Here is a 286-nt window from a genome sequence, read left to right on the forward strand (position 1 = left end):
ATCTAATCACAAGTAACTGTTTTTCAACAAGTTTCTATCTGCATCACCGCCGATGGATGTGCATTATAGACCATCTCAGTCCCTTTGCAAGGGGTATTTATCCCTTTTTCACTTGAGTGCCGTTTTTTTCTACTATTTTGCGAAAAAAGTGATATATATGGCTTTTTTTTAGGCATTTTTGCTATTTTTTATTGGTTTTTATCTTTAGCTATATAATCATTTTGGAGTTAGGGAGTCTTTTATATGGTTTTTATTCCTCTATAAGCTTTTTAATCCAAAGAAAAGA

This window comes from Acinetobacter sp. EKM10A (genome assembly GCF_011075215.1).
GTDB lineage: Bacteria > Pseudomonadota > Gammaproteobacteria > Pseudomonadales > Moraxellaceae > Acinetobacter > Acinetobacter baumannii.